This window comes from Rhodanobacter sp. AS-Z3, from assembly GCF_029224025.1.
Lineage (GTDB): Bacteria > Pseudomonadota > Gammaproteobacteria > Xanthomonadales > Rhodanobacteraceae > Rhodanobacter.
Genome location: NZ_CP119392.1, coordinates 3,184,118 through 3,200,726, shown reverse-complemented (window position 1 = coordinate 3,200,726; position 16,609 = coordinate 3,184,118). Strand labels below are relative to the sequence as shown.

18 protein-coding genes are annotated in these 16,609 nt (G+C 62.0%); 9 read left to right on the top strand and 9 right to left on the bottom strand.

Going from position 1 to position 16,609, the window contains the following annotated elements; all coding sequences use genetic code 11:
* Nucleotides 1–41: 41 nt before the first annotated feature.
* On the bottom strand, nucleotides 42–1,136 hold the full coding sequence (locus PY254_RS14275) for a phospholipase A (RefSeq protein WP_281012704.1): 1,095 nt from the start codon (nucleotides 1,134–1,136) through the stop codon (nucleotides 42–44).
* 115 nt (nucleotides 1,137–1,251) lie between these two features.
* Nucleotides 1,252–1,593 carry a hypothetical protein gene (locus tag PY254_RS14270; protein ID WP_281012703.1) on the bottom strand — a complete coding sequence of 114 codons (342 nt, stop codon included), beginning with the start codon at nucleotides 1,591–1,593 and terminating at the stop codon, nucleotides 1,252–1,254.
* A 209-nt stretch (nucleotides 1,594–1,802) separates the two neighbouring features.
* On the opposite strand from PY254_RS14270, the gene PY254_RS14265 reads away from it, so the two are divergent.
* Nucleotides 1,803–3,023, top strand: a complete 1,221-nt coding sequence (locus PY254_RS14265; RefSeq protein WP_281015231.1) for a winged helix-turn-helix domain-containing protein — start codon at nucleotides 1,803–1,805, stop codon at nucleotides 3,021–3,023.
* On the opposite strand, the gene PY254_RS14260 is transcribed toward PY254_RS14265, so the two are convergent.
* A complete protein-coding gene (locus PY254_RS14260; RefSeq protein ID WP_281012702.1) occupies nucleotides 3,012–3,404 on the bottom strand; it encodes a hypothetical protein in 393 nt (130 codons plus the stop codon). The two genes, PY254_RS14265 and PY254_RS14260, sit on opposite strands and share 12 nt — an antisense overlap.
* A 483-nt stretch (nucleotides 3,405–3,887) precedes the next feature.
* Between PY254_RS14260 and PY254_RS14255 the strand changes: the two genes are divergently transcribed.
* From PY254_RS14255 to PY254_RS14235, 5 genes are all read left to right on the top strand, one after another.
* Entirely contained in the window at nucleotides 3,888–4,097 is a 210-nt protein-coding gene (locus tag PY254_RS14255; RefSeq protein ID WP_281012701.1) for a cold-shock protein, read from the top strand.
* An 84-nt stretch (nucleotides 4,098–4,181) separates the two neighbouring features.
* Entirely contained in the window at nucleotides 4,182–5,096 is a 915-nt protein-coding gene (locus tag PY254_RS14250; RefSeq protein ID WP_281012700.1) for an alpha/beta hydrolase family protein, read from the top strand.
* A gap of 52 nt (nucleotides 5,097–5,148) precedes the next feature.
* Entirely contained in the window at nucleotides 5,149–6,210 is a 1,062-nt protein-coding gene (locus PY254_RS14245; protein WP_281012699.1) for an NADH:flavin oxidoreductase/NADH oxidase, read from the top strand.
* Nucleotides 6,211–6,220: 10 nt separating this feature from the next.
* Complete coding sequence (locus tag PY254_RS14240) at nucleotides 6,221–7,096, top strand: pirin family protein (RefSeq protein WP_281012698.1); 876 nt, start codon at nucleotides 6,221–6,223, stop codon at nucleotides 7,094–7,096.
* A 158-nt stretch (nucleotides 7,097–7,254) separates the two neighbouring features.
* Nucleotides 7,255–7,557: an Mpo1-like protein gene (locus PY254_RS14235; RefSeq protein ID WP_281012697.1), complete on the top strand. Its 303-nt coding sequence runs from the start codon at nucleotides 7,255–7,257 to the stop codon at nucleotides 7,555–7,557.
* Nucleotides 7,558–7,728: 171 nt separating this feature from the next.
* Here the strand turns inward: PY254_RS14235 and PY254_RS14230 are convergent, their stop codons facing one another.
* The gene (locus PY254_RS14230; RefSeq protein ID WP_281012696.1) at nucleotides 7,729–8,118 is read right to left on the bottom strand and encodes a cytochrome c; all 390 of its coding nucleotides are present in this window, start codon (nucleotides 8,116–8,118) and stop codon (nucleotides 7,729–7,731) included.
* Between the two features lie 152 nt (nucleotides 8,119–8,270).
* Here PY254_RS14230 and PY254_RS14225 point away from each other — a divergent pair, with 152 nt between their 5' ends.
* The gene (locus PY254_RS14225; protein WP_281012695.1) at nucleotides 8,271–9,071 is read left to right on the top strand and encodes a tRNA threonylcarbamoyladenosine dehydratase; all 801 of its coding nucleotides are present in this window, start codon (nucleotides 8,271–8,273) and stop codon (nucleotides 9,069–9,071) included.
* Between the two features lie 81 nt (nucleotides 9,072–9,152).
* Here PY254_RS14225 and PY254_RS14220 read toward each other — a convergent pair whose 3' ends face one another.
* Both PY254_RS14220 and gluQRS read right to left on the bottom strand, forming a co-directional pair.
* Nucleotides 9,153–9,893: a beta-ketoacyl-ACP reductase gene (locus tag PY254_RS14220; RefSeq protein WP_281012694.1), complete on the bottom strand. Its 741-nt coding sequence runs from the start codon at nucleotides 9,891–9,893 to the stop codon at nucleotides 9,153–9,155.
* A 111-nt stretch (nucleotides 9,894–10,004) separates the two neighbouring features.
* Nucleotides 10,005–10,871 (bottom strand): tRNA glutamyl-Q(34) synthetase GluQRS, encoded by an 867-nt coding sequence (gluQRS, locus tag PY254_RS14215; RefSeq protein WP_281012693.1) that lies wholly within the window; start codon nucleotides 10,869–10,871, stop codon nucleotides 10,005–10,007.
* A 106-nt stretch (nucleotides 10,872–10,977) separates the two neighbouring features.
* Here gluQRS and htpX point away from each other — a divergent pair, with 106 nt between their 5' ends.
* Nucleotides 10,978–11,871: a protease HtpX gene (gene htpX / locus PY254_RS14210; protein WP_281012692.1), complete on the top strand. Its 894-nt coding sequence runs from the start codon at nucleotides 10,978–10,980 to the stop codon at nucleotides 11,869–11,871.
* A gap of 159 nt (nucleotides 11,872–12,030) precedes the next feature.
* Entirely contained in the window at nucleotides 12,031–13,899 is a 1,869-nt protein-coding gene (gene htpG / locus PY254_RS14205; RefSeq protein WP_281012691.1) for a molecular chaperone HtpG, read from the top strand.
* 413 nt (nucleotides 13,900–14,312) lie between these two features.
* On the opposite strand, the gene PY254_RS14200 is transcribed toward htpG, so the two are convergent.
* The 3 genes from PY254_RS14200 to PY254_RS14190 form a co-directional block, all read right to left on the bottom strand.
* Nucleotides 14,313–14,948, bottom strand: coding sequence for a hypothetical protein (locus PY254_RS14200; RefSeq protein ID WP_281012690.1), 636 nt, complete (start codon nucleotides 14,946–14,948; stop codon nucleotides 14,313–14,315).
* A gap of 9 nt (nucleotides 14,949–14,957) precedes the next feature.
* On the bottom strand, nucleotides 14,958–15,605 hold the full coding sequence (locus PY254_RS14195; RefSeq protein ID WP_281012689.1) for an HNH endonuclease: 648 nt from the start codon (nucleotides 15,603–15,605) through the stop codon (nucleotides 14,958–14,960).
* 369 nt (nucleotides 15,606–15,974) lie between these two features.
* Nucleotides 15,975–16,595: an HNH endonuclease gene (locus PY254_RS14190; protein WP_281012688.1), complete on the bottom strand. Its 621-nt coding sequence runs from the start codon at nucleotides 16,593–16,595 to the stop codon at nucleotides 15,975–15,977.
* Nucleotides 16,596–16,609 lie beyond the last annotated feature (14 nt).

Below are 16,609 nucleotides of genomic sequence, written 5' to 3'. Positions count from 1 at the left end.
AGGCCTGGTTCATCGCCAGGCCTTCGTCGTTCTTGCAAGCTTCAATACCAGTCGAGCAGCGACACTCCCACGCCGAGATAGGTGGCGTTGTGGTTGTAGTCGATCAGGCTTTCGCCGTAGCCCTTGAATACTTCCATGTAGCCGCGCAGGTTGCCGGCCACCGGGAAACTCCAGCTGAAGCGGGCCGCACCATGGTTGCGGTCACCGCCGCGCAGCGAGTGGCGCAGCATCATGCCGAATTCCTGGCCGTGCCATTCGTGCACGATCTGTACTTCGCCGCGACCCATGTAATTGCTGATGTCGGGGTTGTCGTCATCCTTGCGTGGTTCGGGAATACGCCACCACGGTCGCAGCATCACGGTCCAGCCTTCGCGTTCGAAGCCGACATTGGCGATTACCCGGTTCCAGCCGCGTGACAGTGGATTGCCGCGGCCATTGGATTGGTGGTCAACGCCGAGGCCGAGCAGGCGGCCGGTCCAGCCAAACGCGTGGTAATGCGTGTCGAAGACCAGCATCGCCTCGGGTTCGTAATTGGTCTCGCGGAAGGGGCGCGACTGCGCCGAGTTGAACAGCTGCCAGTGCGATGACTGGGTATAGCCGACCCACAGGTCACCCTTGTCGCCGAACACGCCCTGCCACACTTTGGCCTTCAGGCTGAGCTGGAATTTCGATTCGATGTTTTCCAGATGCTCGCCCGCACCGGCCACCGTGTTGTCCGGGTTGGGGCTATGCGGCCGGTTGTTCTGGTTGCTGGTGAGGAACGCCGGCATCACATAAACCGGCTGATAACCGCGCAAGTTGAAGGTGCCCAACTTGCTTTCCGGCGACAGCTCCCAGCGACTGTCTAGCAGCGACAGGGGCTTGGCAACATCGCTGTTGCCGGGTGCATCGGAGGAGATCAGCTGGTCGTCGCGGTGCGAGCTGCCTGATGTCGTTGCCTCAACATCGCTGCGTTTCTGGGCGACCGGAAGGTTGACCCGGCCGGTGGCATGGTCGTAGCAGGCCAGTCGTTGTGCATCGCTTTCGATCGCGGTGCATCCGCGGATATCCGTGGGGTCCGGGTTCTGTGCGTGCGCGGAATGCGCCGCGCAGAACGCGCACAGCATTACGCTGGCGGTCGCCGTCAATCGCTTCATGTGAAACCAATTCCTGGACAGGGTGGATCAGTTTAGCGTCGCCGCACGTGCTTGCGGCATGAATGTCCACCAGTCCGGCAGTAGAAGGTGCCCGTGGGCGCCTTCTACTGTGCAGCTACTTCTGTGCGGTCCAGTTCTTGTATTCCTGCTGGCTGATGCGTCCATCACGGTTGTGGTCGGCATACAGGAAGTCGTTGGCCAGTAGCGGGTAGGCGGCCGCCTGCTGCTCGGTGATGTATTTGCTGCCGCCGGACAATTGATCAAACGCCGGAGCCGGGCCGGCAGCGGGCGCCGGCGGCATGCTCGAGTGCACCGTCAGCTCGCCGCTCGGCGTGTTGAGGGTGACAGTGGCTTGATCGGCTGGTGCTGTCGTCGGCGCGTCCTGGGCAATCACCTGTCCGGCCAGCAGCAAGCTGGACGCGACAAGGGCGGTCAACAGTGGTTTGCGGTATTTCATCATCGGAACTCCATGCCAGAATGATCAGGTGAGCAGGTCCGGGCGGGGTCATGCGGTGACGGCGACCGGGGTGATTCAGCACGAACCAAGCTAGCAGGGGATTTGTAAATGCCGGCTCAAGAAATTGATCAGGTTGTCGTGAAGAACGACGGTCGTTGGGCCACGCTTCAGTTATACGCGACGTCCTGAAACTCTCGCAAGCCCGCGCCATGCAGTTGTCGGCGCAGGGTTTGTTGCAGCGGCCGCGTCGACGCGCCGTGCAAGCGGACGTGGTTGCGGCGATCGAGCGCATGCGCATGCTGCAGATCGACACCATCCACGTGGTGGCGCGCAGTCCTTATCTGGTACTGCATTCACGCCTGGGTCACTACCCCATGCACTGGCTGGACGAAGCGCTGGCACAGGGCCGGCTGGCGGAATGCTGGGCGCACGAGGCTTGCTTCGTCAGCGCCGCCGACTTCGTCTGGCATCGCGGTGGAAAACAGCATCGCAGCCATCATTGGGCGCATCGGAATGCCGAACGCGTGCACCGCGAAAACCGCCTTGAGATGGATGCCCTGCTCGCCGGAGTACGTGCCTCCGGGCCGGTGCGCGCGGCAGATTTTGCACGTCGCGATGGCGCCAGTCAGTCGGGTTGGTGGGAGTGGAAGCCGGAGAAGCGCTGGCTGGAGGCGTGGTTTGCGCTGGGCGAGTTGATGGTGGTTCGCCGCGACAAGTTCCAGCGGGTGTACGACGTGGCTGAAAAGGTGCTGGCTGCACTGAGTCCACCGTTCGATGCACAGCTGACTTTTTCGCTGATGCAACAGCGCCAGCACTTCATTGTTGAAAGCGTACGCGCACTGGGTGTGACTCCGGCGGCATGGATTGCGGATTATTTCCGGTTGAAACCGCGCGTCACGGATGCGGAACTGGCACCGCTGCTGGCCAGTGGCGAACTGCTGGCCGTACCGGTCGAGGGCTGGAACACACCGGGCTATGTCCATCGCGACCACGCCGCGCTGCTGCAAAAGGCGCTCGCAGGACGATTGCGCGCCACCCACACCACGCTGCTGTCACCGTTCGACCCGCTGGTCTGGGATCGCGCCCGCGCGTTGGCGATGTTCGACTTCGAATACACCATCGAGTGTTACACGCCGGCAGCGAAGCGCCAGTACGGTTACTTCGTGCTGCCGATCCTGCATCGGGGCCGGTTGGTCGGACGGCTGGACGCCAAGGCACACCGCGATATCGGGGTGTTCGAGGTCAAGGCCTTGTTTCTGCAGCCCGGCGTGCAGCCTTCGTTGCAACTCGCCCAGGTGTTGGCCAAGACCCTTGCGGAGACGGCGCAATGGCATGGCACCGAACGCGTCCGGCTCGGTCGCACCCGTCCCGCATCGCTGGCACCACTGCTGCGTGCGCAGTGGCGGCGCCCGTCACTGTCAGCGCCCTGAGCTGCGCTTATTGGCACCGTTGGCAGGCGCCCGTTGCTCCGCGCAGGGCCTGCCTTGAAGAACGTCGAGTAACTGGCTCGACAGCACCAGGCAACGGGCTTCCAGGTGAGGGCGGACACGCGAGTCGCCAGATTCCTGCAGCAAGCTGTCGCGCATCGATTGGTAGTGCGACTGAAGCTGCGCTGGTGGAAACAACCCTGCCGTGCGATGGCAGGCGAGATAGCTCGACAGATAGGCATCACAGGCAGCAATGCCGGTTATCACGCTGGGGCGCGTCGTCTCCGCTGGCTGCGATGCCTTGCTCAGCGGGCGTTGGGCGCAGCCGGCCAGCAACAGGCATCCAAGCACGCCGGCCAGGATCGGGCGAGAGAGGGTGTGCATGTCGAAGCTCCTTAACGGGGGTGCGTACGGGACGATCACCACGGCTGTCCTGGGAGATCGCCGGTGGCTGGTCAGTCGGCATGATACGGGGCGCGTGGGCTTTGCTGACTGATCGTGGTGCGTTGAGCGACGAGGCGGCTCTTTCCATCGCGTGGCGATGGATGCGAGCTGTCATCAACCGCTGTTGGGCGGTGGTCAAGCGATGCCTGCCGTTCGTCGCTGAGCATGAATGTCATGACAGTAAAACCCTGCAAACAGGCCGGATTTCCCTGTCAAAGACTGTCTTCGAAAAAAGCTGCTTGACAAATCACTACAAGCGAAAAATCCGCTATGCTTGGGCCACTGCGTCTGCTTGGCGACAAAAGTGCCCGGTAAGGGTTTCCTGAATCCGACTGTTGCACCGACCCCTGCATGCTCAGTAAAACCGTCGGCCCGATTGGGGGCCGGTTTGTCTTAGCGTCTGGATCAGGATCGGAGTGAGTCATGGCGGATCGTGAAGTAGGTACTGTGAAGTGGTTCAATGATGCCAAGGGTTTCGGCTTTATCAGCCGTGAGAATGGCCCTGACGTGTTTGTGCATTTTCGCGCCATTACCGGCTCGGGCTTCAAAAGCCTGCAGGAAGGCCAGAAAGTGAGCTTCAATGTTGTGGACGGCCAGAAGGGCTTGCAGGCCGAGGACGTTACCCCGGTTTGATCGCGGTAACGCAAGCTGTTTGAAAGGGCCGGCGCAAGTCGGCCCTTTTTTGTGGTCGCCGCCGGGATTCGCTAGCCTGTGTGGATGAAAGATTTTTCCGCGAAAGTTGCCGCTCTGACCGAACCGCTGGTGATTCCGGTGACCGCTGCCGATGGTGCACGGTTTGAATTGCTGGCTGTGCTGCCGCTGCAGCCGTGGACGCGGCTGCTGTACTGGCTGCCGGCCATGGGTATTCCCGCTCGCCACTACCTGCCGCTGGCGCGGGCGCTGGCCGAGCGCGGCATCGCCGTTGTGTTGCATGAATGGCGCGGCATCGGTTCCAGTGACCGCCGTGCCGGCCGCCAGTGCAACTGGAGCTATCGGCACGTGCTGCTCGATGATCTTCCCGCCGGCATGGCCATGCTGAGCGAACGCTGGCCACAGACACGTCCATGGCTGGGCGGTCACAGCCTTGGTGGGCAGTTCGCTCTGCTGTATGCCAGCCTGCATCCGTCGGCCCTTGCCGGTCTATGGCTGGTAGCCAGCGGCTCACCGTACTGGCGACGTTTTCGACACGGCTGGCTGATCGGTGCTGCCTATTCGCTGGCGCCACTGCTGGCTCGGCTGGTGGGGTATTTGCCCGGTCGACGGATCGGCTTCGGTGGCAACGAGGCGCGCGGAATGATCGACGACTGGGCACGCAGCGGCCGCCATGGTCGCTACGCTGCGACCGGCATGACGCAGGATTTCGAGCGCCAACTGGCGGCCGTCCAACTGCCGCTGCTGGCGCTGCGGCTGAAAGAAGACTGGTTTGGTCCGGCGGCCTCGCTGGACTGGCTGGTCGCCAAGCTGGGCCCGGGCATTCGCCAGATCGATGTGATCAGTCGCGAGGATCTGGGCGGCAAGCCCGCCGATCATTTCGGCTGGATGAAAACACCAGCGCCGATCGCCGAGCGCATGGTGGAATGGTTGGCTACACAGGACACATCGTTCACCGGAGACGACCCGCCGGCTGGTTGATTTCCCGATCCATCGCCCGAACCTCGTTGTTTCCGATTCCAGGGATATCCCGATGAACCTGTTCGATCCGTTTCAGCAACGCAGCCTGACCTTGCGCAATCGTTTGGTGGTGTCGCCGATGTGCGAATACTCCGCCACCGATGGTGTGCCGAACGACTGGCATCTGGTGCATCTGGGTAGTCGCGCGGTCGGCGGTGCGGCAGTGGTGATCTCCGAAGCCACCGCCGTTTCGGCGCAAGGACGCATCTCGCCGCAGGACACCGGCTTGTGGAATCAGGCGCAGTTGCAGGCCTGGCAACCGATCACCCGTTTCATCCGCGAACACGGTGCGATCGCCGGCATCCAGTTGGCTCACGCCGGGCGCAAGGCCAGCACGCTGCGCCCGTGGGACGGACATGGTCCGGTGCCGCCCGGGCAGGGGGACTGGTTGACGGTGGCGCCGTCCGCGTTGCCCTTCGATACGGGCTGGAACGTGCCACTGGCGCTGGACGATGCCGCCATCCAGACGGTGGTGGCGGATTTTCGCGCCGCGGCGCAACGCTCGCTCGAGGCTGGCTTCCAGCTGATCGAAATACATGCGGCGCATGGCTATCTGTTGCATCAGTTCCTGTCGCCGCTGAGCAACCAGCGTGACGACCGCTACGGCGGCAGCTTTGAAAACCGCACGCACCTGACGCGCGAAGTGATTGCCGCGGTGCGTGAGGTGTGGCCTGCCGAGCTGCCGCTGTGGCTGCGCATTTCAGCGACCGACTGGGCCGATGACGGCGGCTGGGATCTGCCGCAGAGCATCGAGCTGGCAAGGATGGTGAAGCCCCTTGGAGTCGACCTGATCGACGTCTCCAGCGGTGGCTTGCTGCCCCATGTGAAGATCCCATTGAGTCCCGGCTATCAGGTGCCGTTCGCGGCACAGATTCGCCGCGAGGCCGATATCGCCACCGGTGCGGTGGGCTTGATCACCGAGGCGGAGCAGGCCGACAGTATCGTCGCCAACGACGAGGCCGACGTCGTGCTGATTGCTCGCGAAAGTCTGCGCGATCCGTACTTTCCGCGTCGCGCCGCGCAGCAACTTGGCCTGAAGATCGAGGCGCCCGCGCAATACCAGCGGGCCTGGTAAGGAGAGTCGCATGGAAAATCGTCCCCAGCTGATTGCCAACGTCAGGGAGCATGACCTCGGTGACGGCTTTGTCGTACGCCGCATGCTGCCGGCGTTGCAGGCGCGGCATGTCGGTCCGTTCGTGTTCTTCGATCACATGGGGCCGGTGAAATTTTTGCCGGGCAAGGGCATGGACGTGCGCCCGCATCCGCATATCGGGCTGGCCACGGTAACCTGGCTGTTCGATGGCGCGATCCGCCATCGCGACAGCCTCGGCAGCCTGGCCGATATCCGTGCCGGTGAGGTCAACTGGATGACTGCCGGACGGGGCATTACGCATTCGGAGCGCACGCCGCCGGAGGTGCGCGAGAGTGGCCAGTCGCTGCACGGTATTCAGGTCTGGGTGGCACTGCCGCAGAGCGATGCCGAAGTTGAGCCCGAATTTCATCATCACGATGGCGAGGCCTTGCCGCGAATCAGCCAGCCCGGTGTCGACGGCGTGTTGATCGCCGGTAATGCCTATGGGCAGCGTTCCCCGGTGAAGGTGTTTGCGCCGATGTTCATGCTGGAGGTGAACCTGCAGGCGGGTGCCGAGCTGGCCATGCCGAGTGAGCACAGCGAGCGCGGCGTGCACGTGATCGACGGCGCCGTGACTTGGGGCGAGCTGGATATCGGCAAGCAGCAGATGGCGGTGCAGGCTGGCGACGAAGCGCCGTCGCTGCGCGCACGCGAAGCGAGCCGGGTGATCCTGTTCGGCGGCGCACCGCTGGATGGCGAGCGCCACCTGTGGTGGAACTTCGTGGCCAGCAGCCGCGAGCGGATCGAGCAGGCCAAGCTGGATTGGGCCGAGGGTCGTTTTCCCAGCGTGCCGGGCGACGACCACGAATTCATCCCGCTACCGCAGTAGCAGCGCGACCTGTGCGCGATGCTCTTCGTCAGGTGACGGAAGAGTTGGGCGCACAAGGTGCGCTCCTGCATTGAGTCGTACTCGCCTCCGTAGGGCGGGCAGTGCCCGCCCTACGGTAGATGCGGCAGAATCGGCTCATTCACGCTTGGGGTGCCGTCATGTCCAGCTACGCCAGCTTTACCGAGTTCTATCCGTTCTATCTGCAAGAACACAGCAATCGCACGTGTCGCCGCCTGCATTTCATCGGCAGCACGCTGGTGCTCGCGGTGATCGTGCTTGCCGCGTTGAGCGGACAGTTGCGCTGGCTGTGGTTGATGCCGCTGATCGGCTATGGCTTCGCCTGGGTCGGCCACTTCGCGTTCGAGAAGAACCGGCCGGCCACGTTCCAGCATCCGCTATACAGTCTGGCGGGTGATTGGGTGATGTACGGGCAAATGTTGCGGGGCAAGATCCGTTTTTGATGCTGTTGTGCCCGCTTCCCGGCTCGTCACGAAACGGGTTTTCCCGGTCACGGCGATCGTTCGCAGGGCTGGCACTGCCCGCCGCTCCCGCTGCCGTATCCGATGTAAAAGTCGGCGGGCCGTGCCCGCCCGGCCGGTATGGCTGCGTTCGTGGCGCGGGCGTGTGACGTCTCAGCGATATTGCTGGTGGCAGCTCTTGCAGGATTCGCCAATCGGCTTCATCGCTGCCGCCAATGCCGCACAAGTTGCTGGCGCGGACTGCACGGCCTGCTGCAGTCGGTCGCTCAACTGGTTCGCGTGATCAGTGAAGTCCTTTTCGCCCACCTGGAACACCGGCACGATGTCGGTGGCGGTGGACTGCAGTCGGGCGAGATGCTGCTGGATCTTCACCGGGTCACATTGCTGTGTCTTCAACGCGTTCTTCAGTACGCTGGCGTGATAGTCCATGGTTGCCATCACCGCTTTCGGCATCGGGTTGCGTGCGCTCAGCGCATTCATCACGTTGGCGGTACCGATAACGCCAATCACCAGTCCAAGCAGGATCATCAGGGCTACGCGCATCAGGGAACTCCGTGCATGGATGGGGAAGACCACAGGATAACCCGCGGCAAAGACACGCGGCCACGCAGGCACGATAAAATGGCCCATTACTCTTCAGCAGGCCGCTCCGTGAAGCACAACGAACCATTCACCATTACCCGCCGCGCCGCACTGTGAGCGAGTCCACTTTTCCGGCCGAACGTTTTGCCGGCGTTGAGCGCCTGTACGGCAACGGCAGTGTGGCCCGGCTGGCGCAGGCGCATGTGTGCGTGATCGGCATCGGCGGTGTGGGTTCGTGGGCGGTCGAGGCGTTGGCGCGCAGCGGCGTGGGGCGGCTGACCTTGATCGACGCGGACGAAATCTGCGTATCCAACACCAATCGCCAACTGCACGCGCTGGATGGCGAGTACGGCAAGACCAAGGTGGGCGTGATGGCGGCGCGTGCCCATGCGATCAATCCGACGATCCGACTGGAGGCGATCGAGCGTTTTCTCACCACCTCCACGCTGGACGAGCTGCTTGATCGCGGCTACGACGTGGTGCTGGATGCCTGCGATGCGTTCCGGGTGAAGTTGGAGACCATCGCCTGGTGCCGTCGGCGCAAGTTGCCGATTGTCAGCGTGGGATCGGCCGGTGGTCGCACCGATTCCACCCAGATTTGCGTGCGCGACCTGTCGCGTACCGAGCATGACGCGATGTTCAGCCTGATCCGCAAAAAACTCCGCACGGATTTCAACTTCCCGCGCAACCCCAGTCGCTACTTCGGTGTTTCAGCCGTCTATTCGCTGCAGAACGTGCAATACCCGCAACCGGACGGTACCGTCTGCGGCACGCGCCCACCGGGCGGCGATTCGATGAACCTGACCTGTGGCGGCGGCCTGGGTGCGGCAACCCATATCACCGGCGCGTTCGCCTTTGCGGCAGTCGGCAAGGTGCTGGAGAAGCTGCTGGACAGGACAAATGACGTGACGTAGAGCGGGCAATGCCCGCCGCTCTCGGTCGATTCGACGCAAAAGCCGGCGGGTAGTGCACGCCCCACGAGATTGAGGTGGACGTCACCAGCCCATGTACTGCCCGCCGTTGATCGCGAGGTTGGCACCGGTCATCCAGGCGGTTTCCTCACCGGTGAGGAAGGCCACGGCATGGGCGATTTCTTCCGGCTTGCCCAGACGGCCAATCGGGATTTGCGCTTCGATCTTCGCGCGTACTTCCTCCGGTACGGCCATCACCATGTCGGTGGCGACGTAGCCCGGTGAGACGGTGTTCACGGTGATGCCGAACTTCGCGTTTTCCTGTGCCAGCGAGATGGTGAAGCCGTGCATGCCGGCCTTGGCCGCGGCATAGTTGGCCTGACCGTACTGGCCCTTCTGGCCGTTGATCGAGCTGATCTGAACAATGCGTCCCCACTTGCGCGTGCGCATGCCTTCGATGACCGGTCGGGTGACGTTGAAGCAGGCATTCAAGTTGGTGTTCACCACGTCGATCCACTGCAGGTAGCTCATCTTGTGGAAAGTGGTGTCGCGCGTGATGCCAGCGTTGTTGACCAGAATATCGATCGGTCCGCACTTGGCCTCGATTTCGCTCACCATCGCCGCGCACGCTTCCGGATCGGAGACATCGCCGGAGACCAGACAGACCTCGATGCCTTCGGCGGCCATGGCCTTGCGCCAGGCTTCGGCCTTGTCCGCGTCTCGGAAATTGCTGGCCACGCGATGGCCCTGCCTGGCGAGGTGGCGAACGATTGCGCTGCCGATGCCGCCGGTGCCGCCTGTAACCAGTGCCGTACGCTGAGTCATGTCCTTGAATCTCCTGTTCGGGTGGGGCAAAAGTCGGTCGCGTCGAAACGGGCCGGGCACCTGTTTCAGCTGCCGGGCCGGTGCATCGACGCGTCCCCTAGTTATAGCCGTTCAGGCGACAGAGTGACCGCTGCAATGCGGCAAATTTGCCGGATCGAAATGCGCCAGTGCGTGCTGCAGTAGCTCGCTCACGCCGCATGCGGCGTCTGGTAGCGGCAGTTGCAGGAAGGTCAGCGCGCGGCGCAACGCTGGTGTCGGGTCCGTCGGGTCGATCGGAAATGCCTGATTGGATTTCGACAGCTTGTGGCCATCGTCGCCCAGGGCCAGTGGCAGATGCAGGTAGCGCGGCGTGGGCAGGCCAAGGCAGCGTTGCAACCAGATTTGCCGTGCGGTGGAGTCGATCAGGTCCAACCCGCGCACCACGTCGGTGATGCCCTGGGCGGCGTCATCCACCACGCAGGCCAGTTGATAGCTGTACAGACCGTCGGCGCGGCACAACACGAAGTCGCCCACTTCGTCGCGCAGATTCTGGCGTTGCATTCCTTGCAGCGCGTCCTCGAACTCAATGACCTGGTCGGGTACGCGCAAGCGCCAGGCCGGTGGGTGATTGGGTTGTGGCGGGGCTACACAGTGGCTGTCACGGTGAAGGCCATCGCCACGCGCCAGGTCGCTGCGGCTGCACCAGCAGGGAAACAGCCAGTCGCTGCCGCGTAATTGTTCGAGGATCGCGGCATACGCGCCCAGTCGGGTGGACTGGAACAGCGCCGGCTCGTCGGCGACCAGCCCGAACGCCGGCAGCGCCGCCAGGATGCTGGCCGCCGAACCGGCCACCTCGCGTGGCGGGTCGGTGTCTTCGATTCGCACCAGCCATTGCCCGCGGGCATCGTGCGCGCACAACCAACTGCCGACCGCGGCAACCAGCGAGCCGAAGTGCAGGTGCCCGGTGGGCGTGGGAGCGAAGCGGCCGCGGTAATTCATCGGTGCATGGTAAATGCCCGCGCCCGGCACTTGAAAGCCTGTGCTCCCGCCCCGAATTCCGAACCAGCCCCAGTCCCTTTCATGACTGCCATTACGAGAGACAGCCATGCGTCGTATCGCGTTATTCCTCGGCACCAACCTTGCCGTTCTGCTGTTGTTGAGCATCGTCTGCCGCATCTTCGGCATCGATCAGATGGCGGCTGCGCGTGGCTATGGCGGCATGGGTGGCCTGCTGGCCTTCGCCGCGGTGTTTGGCATGGGCGGTGCGTTCATCTCGCTGGCGATGTCCAAGATGATCGCCAAGTGGTCGACCGGTGCGCGGGTGATCACCCAGCCGCAGAACGAAACCGAGCGCTGGCTGGTCGACACCGTGCGTCGCCACGCGCAGAACGCCGGCATCGGCATGCCTGAAGTCGCGATCTACGACGCACCCGAAATGAATGCCTTCGCCACCGGCATGACCAAGAACAGCTCGCTGGTCGCGGTCAGCTCCGGTCTGCTGCAACAGATGGATCGCGAGCAGGTCACCGCCGTGCTCGGTCACGAGATCGGCCATGTGGCCAACGGCGACATGGTCACGCTGACGCTGATTCAGGGCGTGTTGAATACGCTGGTGATTCTGGCCGCGCGCCTCGTCGGTCAGGCGGTCGATAGCTGGATGAGCGGTGGCCGCAGTGACAATCGCAGTGGCGGCGGCATCGGCTACTTCGTCGTGGTGATGGTGTTGCAGGTGGTGTTCGGCCTGTTCGCCTCGATGATCGTGGCGGCGTTCTCGCGCTGGCGCGAATTTCGCGCCGATCAAGCGGGCGCGAAATTCGCTGGTCGCGGCGCGATGATTTCCGCGTTGCAGCGGCTCAAGGTCAACCACGGCGAAAATACCTTGCCGAACACGATTGCCGCTTTCGGCATCTCCGGTCCGCTGGCCGAAGGCTTCAAGAAGTTGTTCATGAGCCACCCACCGCTGGACGAGCGCATTGCCGCGCTGCAAAGCGGCGGCTGATCTGCGACTTCGTCCGATCTTTCCTGAGCAAGGGAGGGTTGGAGTGCAGTCACTCCGGCCCTATCTAGAGGGGCAGGATAAAAAGAACGCCTTGCGCGCCCTCGCGGCGAGCCAAGGCACGAATCACCTTCACCGTCATTTTGTCTGGAACATTCGCCCATGAACGCACCCGCCGAAACCCGCAAATTCGAAGCCGAAGTTGCCCAGGTCCTGCACCTGGTCACCCACTCGCTGTATTCGCACAAGGAAATCTTCCTGCGCGAGCTGATCTCCAATGCCTCCGATGCCTGCGACAAACTGCGCTTCGAGTCGATCGCCAACCCGGCGTTGTCGGCTGGCGACAGCGAGCTGCACATCGACGTGAGCTGGGATGAAACCGCCCGCACCGTCACCGTGCACGACAACGGCATCGGCATGACCCGCGACGAGGTGGTGGCCAACATCGGCACCATCGCCAGCTCCGGCACCAAGCGCTTCCTCGAAGCGATGTCCGGCGAGCAGCAGGCCGATGCGCGACTGATCGGCCAGTTCGGCGTGGGCTTCTACTCCGCCTTCGTGGTGGCCGACAAGGTCACCGTGATCACCCGCCGCGCCGACGCGCCGGAGAGCGAAGGCGTGAAGTGGGAAAGCGACGGCAAGGGCGAGTACTCGCTGGAGCAAGTCGACACGCCCCAGCGTGGCACCTCGGTGATCCTGCACCTGAAAGCCGACGAGGACGAATTCCTCAAGGGCTGGCAGTTGAAGTCGCTGATCCGCAAATATTCCGACCACGTCGCCTTCCCGATCCGCATGCCGGTCGAGAAAGACGGCAAGCCGACTGACGAGTGGGAAAGTACCAACGCCGCCTCCGCGCTGTGGGCCAAGCCCAAGAGCGAGATCAGCGACGAGGACTACCAGGGCTTCTACAAGTCGCTCGGCCACGACTTCAACGACGCGCTGGCGTGGACGCACAACCGCGTCGAAGGCAGCCAGAGCTTCACCACCTTGCTGTACCTGCCGTCGCAGCCGCCGTTTGACCTGATGATGGGCGGCCGTGACGAGCGCAAGGGGCTGAAGCTCTACATCAAGCGCGTCTTCATCATGGACGCCGCCGAAGAACTGCTGCCGAACTACCTGCGCTTCGTGCGCGGCGTGGTCGATGCCGACGACCTGCCGCTCAATGTCAGCCGCGAAATTTTGCAGCACAACCGCCAGCTCGATCGCATCAAGGCCGCCTGCGTCAAGCGCGTACTCGACCTGATCGAGAAGCTGGCCCGCGACGAACCCGAGAAATTCCAGACCTTCTACAAGGCCTTCGGTAACACGCTCAAGGAAGGCATCAGCGAAGACGCCAACAACCGCGAGCGCATCGCCAAGCTGCTGCGCTTTGCCAGCACCAAGGGCGAAGGCACCGCGCAGAACGTTTCGCTGGACGACTACATCGGCCGCATGGCCGTCGGCCAGGACGCGATCTGGTACATCACCGCCGACAGCTACGCCGCCGCCTTTGGCAGCCCGCAGCTGGAAGCGTTCAAGGCCAAGGACATCGAAGTGCTGCTGATGTCCGACCGCATCGACGAGTGGATGATCGGCAGCCTGAGCGAATACGAAGGCAAGAAGCTCAAGAGCGTGGCCAAGGGCGAGGTGCCGTTGGACGAGGCTGACAAGAAGAAGCAGGAAGAGGCGACCAAGGAAGCCGAGCCGCTGCTGAAGAAGATCAAAGAGCTGCTGGGCGATCGCGTCGGCGAAGTGAAAGTGTCGGCGCGCCTGACTGATTCACCGTCATGCCTTGCCCTGAGTGACTACGAGATGGCGCCGCATCTGGCTCGTCTGCTGCGCGAAGCGGGGCAGGACATGCCGGACTCCAAGCCGACGCTGGAGATCAATCCGCAGCATGCCTTGGTCAAGCGCGTGGAAACCGAAACGGACGAAGGCAAGGCGCGCGATCTGGCCACGTTGCTGCTGGAGCAGGCGGAGATTTCTGCCGGTGCGCAATTGCCCGATCCTGCGGCGTTTGTGCAGCGGATGAATCGGGTGTTGATGGGGTAAGTTGCCTCGCACCTTGCCGGGACGAAAGGCCCGCCATTCGGCGGGCCTTTTCTTTACCCCTCACACTTGCGAGGAGAGAATCGAGTTGGCCGTGCTCGCGGCGTAGACTGCACCACCCGAATCCTTCGTTGCCGTTGGCGGATTCACGACCGACGTCCCTTCAACTTCCGGCCCGCATGCTCTGTACCGATTGCCAATCTGGCTACCACGCGCCCTACGACCGCTTCGAGCGGCTAGCCGCGAATCCCGAAGCTCCCAGTTTCCTGATGCGCTGCAAGCAATGCGGCGCGTTGTGGAATGAGCATTCCGGGGCGCCGGAGTTGCTGACGCGAACGCATGCTCGATGGCTGTATCCGTTGGCGCGGGTGTAGGCGGTATGGAGGCAAGCGGAAGGGCGAGCCTGCTACGCGGAGCTAGAAACAGTTGGGAGATAACGAGCAATCCCAATGGCCGCCGGTACGAAGGAACCGGCATGTCAAATCTCGCAAACCACCCCACAACGGGAGTGAAGTCGCTTCTTCTGCCGTGGCCGCGCGAATGCTCTGAAATTCATGAAAGGCGTGATCGTCCTCAGTTGGCCCGCCACTAAAAGCGTAGAGCTGATCGCACAATGACGGCACTCCGACTTGTTCGGCGACGAAGCACCCGTCCGCGTCACAACATTCGCGGATCATGTCTTCCTCAACCTCACGGCTCGCCCCATACAGAAGCAACATGCCGCCAGCCTTGTAGTTTGAGGCGTCACGGTACTGATAGATGAAAACGTTGCGCTCTCCGTCATCCTCGTCTTCATGCAGAAAGTAGATGGCGTCTGGGGTATCCGCAGTCCACGCACGTTTGGTCATGATGTAACCGAGTTTGTTGACGACATGAAACCCCGGCATGGCGTACCAGTTTTCATCTTCGTAAGTGCCAGTATCAACGATGGTCCAGACGTGTTCGATTGAATGGTCTTTGACCTCCTCGTAGTCGAACATTTCGCCGTCAGCTCTTTGTATGACGCCCCAGCCGTCCCAGAATACGTCTGTGGAGGTGTATTCGTTGCTCATGAATTGACCTCAATCGGAAGCATGTAACTCAAGCATGGTGCACCGATGTTTCGCTATGAATGTCAGGTCGGGAGCGAAGCGATCGGGCATCTCGATTTGCTTGCCGTCAATTGGCCAGAATACCTCGCGAAGGAAGGTGTCTTTGCTGGCTTTGATACGTCCGGAAAGAATGACGCGCCAGTCGTTGCTCAGCGTGAACAGGTGGCTATCAAAAGCCTTGTCGTGGATTGCAGATAAGCACAGCCCGTTGCTTGGATTTAGGCGATTAGCTTTGTCGGCGCTCCATGCCACGATATGGCTAGCGACCAGTAGGCGCGAGTCGCTCACACCGGAAATGCAGCAGCGGTGGCGATAGCTTGCGAGCACGGCGCGGCGGAAGAAGTTCTGTTTGACGCGTTGCTGGACGATGGCTAGGCGCGTTTCGCCAGTGAAGTCGGTTAGTGTGACCTCATTACCGATTTCGTCGGGGACGCTGGTCGTCTGCCCGTGTTCCTGAAGCAGAAATCGGCGCAGCTCTTCGCATTCGACTGTGAGGCGTTCCCAATCGGCGTGGAACTCGTCCCAAATTTCCCGATCAAGCGCGGATGCGCCGCTTAGTCCCTTACGCCCTGTGTTGGTGATCGATGGGTCGAGGCTGGCGAAGTTGACGAGCTTCATCGCTAGCGCGCTGGGTGTGCGTCCGATTAGACCCGCCAATTGGATGATCTGTGGATTTTTGTTGTGCAACTTGCCGAAGGGCGTCTGGCAGTAGAAGTTGAAGGCCAGTTTGAGTTACTCGGACGACCAATTACCTTTGCTAAAAAACGCGGTAGGCGAAATGTTGGGCGTCGCAATCATGGCGGGTTCCTTGGGGGAGAAATTGGACATTACGTACTTCTTTTCCATGTCGGTAGTAGCCCCAATTTCTGGGCCCGCGCGCTAGCACCGCAATACTTTTAGGTGTTTGCAGGGTTTGACCGTCTTGAAGGCTGAGGCCCGTGTGTCTCAATAGGCGCGACGGAGAAGTCTAAATACAATCTTCCGTTGCTAGACGGACGTTGCCTTTCGGACAAAGAGTTCTCGGTGATGTGCGAGAAACGATGTCTGTTCTGACCGAAATCGACCCACCTGCTTATCCGGATCAATCGACCACCGATCAAGCACGTCGCGCGACAGCGAAGGATGAACGTGCATACGGCCGTCGTCCTCAAAGGTAATGAACTGTTCGTCGAACAACGCGTCGACGTGTGGCGAGAGAAGCAATCCGTTGTAGCCGCTGAGACGTTCGGAGTTACTGGCTTCACGCCAGGGTTTGATGTGGCTGGCGATGAGTAGACGTGTGTCGGTGACGCCGGTGACGCGGCATATGGGGTCGAGCAGGATGACCTGTTTGCGGAAATAGCCTTGGCCCACTCGTGCGCGGGTGAGTTGAAGGCGTTGGGTTTCAGGGATCGCTGGGTCGATCTCGATGCGGTGTATGTCGTCAAGCACATGCGCGTTGGGTTCGTGGTCGATCAAGTAAATGGGCGGTTGGTCGACATCGCGCACTTGCTGGATATCGAGCAATGCCATTAGCACGTGGCCGAGCGCATCGGAGATGCCGGCTAGATAACAGCCCTGATTGCCGTTGCCGTTTTTTTGGATGGGCGAGTTGCGCTGCGGCAGCATTGGGCCAATCGATT

What these genes read in the sequence shown, in the direction of transcription:
- PY254_RS14275 (WP_281012704.1), bottom strand. Translation starts at nt 1,136, where the DNA reads ATGAAGCGATTGACGGCGACCGCCAGCGTAATGCTGTGCGCGTTCTGC.
- PY254_RS14270 (WP_281012703.1), bottom strand. Translation starts at nt 1,593, where the DNA reads ATGAAATACCGCAAACCACTGTTGACCGCCCTTGTCGCGTCCAGCTTG.
- PY254_RS14265 (WP_281015231.1), top strand. Translation starts at nt 1,803, where the DNA reads ATGCAGTTGTCGGCGCAGGGTTTGTTGCAGCGGCCGCGTCGACGCGCC.
- PY254_RS14260 (WP_281012702.1), bottom strand. Translation starts at nt 3,404, where the DNA reads ATGCACACCCTCTCTCGCCCGATCCTGGCCGGCGTGCTTGGATGCCTG.
- PY254_RS14255 (WP_281012701.1), top strand. Translation starts at nt 3,888, where the DNA reads ATGGCGGATCGTGAAGTAGGTACTGTGAAGTGGTTCAATGATGCCAAG.
- PY254_RS14250 (WP_281012700.1), top strand. Translation starts at nt 4,182, where the DNA reads ATGAAAGATTTTTCCGCGAAAGTTGCCGCTCTGACCGAACCGCTGGTG.
- PY254_RS14245 (WP_281012699.1), top strand. Translation starts at nt 5,149, where the DNA reads ATGAACCTGTTCGATCCGTTTCAGCAACGCAGCCTGACCTTGCGCAAT.
- PY254_RS14240 (WP_281012698.1), top strand. Translation starts at nt 6,221, where the DNA reads ATGGAAAATCGTCCCCAGCTGATTGCCAACGTCAGGGAGCATGACCTC.
- PY254_RS14235 (WP_281012697.1), top strand. Translation starts at nt 7,255, where the DNA reads ATGTCCAGCTACGCCAGCTTTACCGAGTTCTATCCGTTCTATCTGCAA.
- PY254_RS14230 (WP_281012696.1), bottom strand. Translation starts at nt 8,118, where the DNA reads ATGCGCGTAGCCCTGATGATCCTGCTTGGACTGGTGATTGGCGTTATC.
- PY254_RS14220 (WP_281012694.1), bottom strand. Translation starts at nt 9,893, where the DNA reads ATGACTCAGCGTACGGCACTGGTTACAGGCGGCACCGGCGGCATCGGC.
- gluQRS (WP_281012693.1), bottom strand. Translation starts at nt 10,871, where the DNA reads ATGAATTACCGCGGCCGCTTCGCTCCCACGCCCACCGGGCACCTGCAC.
- htpX (WP_281012692.1), top strand. Translation starts at nt 10,978, where the DNA reads ATGCGTCGTATCGCGTTATTCCTCGGCACCAACCTTGCCGTTCTGCTG.
- htpG (WP_281012691.1), top strand. Translation starts at nt 12,031, where the DNA reads ATGAACGCACCCGCCGAAACCCGCAAATTCGAAGCCGAAGTTGCCCAG.
- PY254_RS14200 (WP_281012690.1), bottom strand. Translation starts at nt 14,948, where the DNA reads ATGAGCAACGAATACACCTCCACAGACGTATTCTGGGACGGCTGGGGC.
- PY254_RS14195 (WP_281012689.1), bottom strand. Translation starts at nt 15,605, where the DNA reads ATGAAGCTCGTCAACTTCGCCAGCCTCGACCCATCGATCACCAACACA.
- PY254_RS14190 (WP_281012688.1), bottom strand. Translation starts at nt 16,595, where the DNA reads ATGCTGCCGCAGCGCAACTCGCCCATCCAAAAAAACGGCAACGGCAAT.